1 rRNA gene is annotated in these 1,623 nt (G+C 56.0%); it reads left to right on the top strand.

Features of this window, described 5'->3' with window-relative positions:
• Positions 1-50 precede the first annotated feature (50 nt).
• Positions 51-1,623 (top strand): 23S ribosomal RNA (locus tag ISU10_RS22655); the annotation flags it as partial.

Raw genomic sequence — 1,623 nt, 5'->3', positions numbered from 1 at the left:
CTGTTTGTGGTCTGGTGTTGATTCTTGTTTTGTTGTGTTTGTGTGTGTGGCGACAAGCTATGAAGGGCGTATGGTGGATGCCTTGGCATCAAGAGCCGATGAAGGACGTAGGAGCCTGCGATAAGCCCTGGGGAGTTGGCAACCGAGCTGTGATCCGGGGGTGTCCGAATGGGGAAACCTGGCTGGAGTCATGTCCAGTCACCTGCACCTGAATGAAATAGGGTGTTGGAGGGAACGTGGGGAAGTGAAACATCTCAGTACCCACAGGAAGAGAAAACAAAAGTGATTCCGAGAGTAGTGGCGAGCGAAATCGGAGGAGGCTAAACCGCGTGCGTGTGATACCCGGCAGGGGTTGCGTGCGTGGGGTTGTGGGGTTTGTGCGACCAGTGCTGCCGTGCTGGTGCGGAGTGAGAAACTCATCGTGAAGTTGAAGTCCGTTGGAAAGCGGTGCCGGAGCGGGTGATAGCCCCGTAGACGTAAGCGGTGGGCTCTGTTGTGCAGATACCCGAGTATCACGGAACTCGTGAAATTCCGTGTGAATCTGGCGGGACCACCCGCTAAGCCTAAATACTCCTTGATGACCGATAGCGGACAAGTACCGTGAGGGAAAGGTGAAAAGTACCCCTGGCGGGGAGTGAAATAGTACCTGAAACCATGCGCCTACAATCCGTCAAAGCTTTGGCCCTTGTGGTTGGGGTGATGGCGTGCCTTTTGAAGAATGAGCCTGCGAGTTTGTGTTGTGTTGCGAGGTTAACCCGTGTGGGGGAGCCGTAGCGAAAGCGAGTCCTAATAGGGCGTTGAGTAGCATGATCAAGACCCGAAGCGGAGTGATCTATCCATGGGCAGGTTGAAGCGACGGTAAGACGTCGTGGAGGACCGAACCCACCTAGGTTGAAAACTGGGGGGATGACCTGTGGATAGGGGTGAAAGGCCAATCAAACTCCGTGATAGCTGGTTCTCCCCGAAATGCATTTAGGTGCAGCGTTGCGTGTTTCTTGCCGGAGGTAGAGCACTGGATAGCCGATGGGCCCGACCAGGTTACTGACGTTAGCCAAACTCCGAATGCCGGTAAGTGAGAGCGTGGCAGTGAGACTGCGGGGGATAAGCTCCGTAGTCGAGAGGGAAACAGCCCAGACCATCAGCTAAGGCCCCTAAGCGGTGACTAAGTGGAAAAGGATGTGGAGTCGCAGTGACAACCAGGAGGTTGGCTTGGAAGCAGCCACCCTTGAAAGAGTGCGTAATAGCTCACTGGTCAAGTGATTCCGCGCCGACAATGTAGCGGGGCTCAAGTCATCCGCCGAAGCTATGGCATCCACACGATACCCAAGCCGCCTCCTTGTGGGGTTGGTTCAGGGGTGTGGGTGGGTAGGGGAGCGTCGTGTCGCCGGTGAAGGTTCGGAGTGATCCAGGGCTGGAGGCGACACGAGTGAGAATGCAGGCATGAGTAGCGAATCACGGGTGAGAAACCCGTGCGCCGAATGATCAAGGGTTCCAGGGTCAAGCTCATCTGCCCTGGGTAAGTCGGGACCTAAGGCGAGGCCGACAGGCGTAGTCGATGGACAACGGGTTGATATTCCCGTACCGGCAAAGTGACGCCCATGACGAACCCGGTGATGCTAACCA

The sequence above is a fragment of the Nocardioides agariphilus genome, assembly GCF_015352445.1.
Taxonomy (GTDB): Bacteria; Actinomycetota; Actinomycetes; order Propionibacteriales; family Nocardioidaceae; genus Nocardioides; species Nocardioides agariphilus.
Note: the sequence above shows the minus strand (reverse complement) of the source record. Positions and strands in the feature narration are given on the sequence as shown.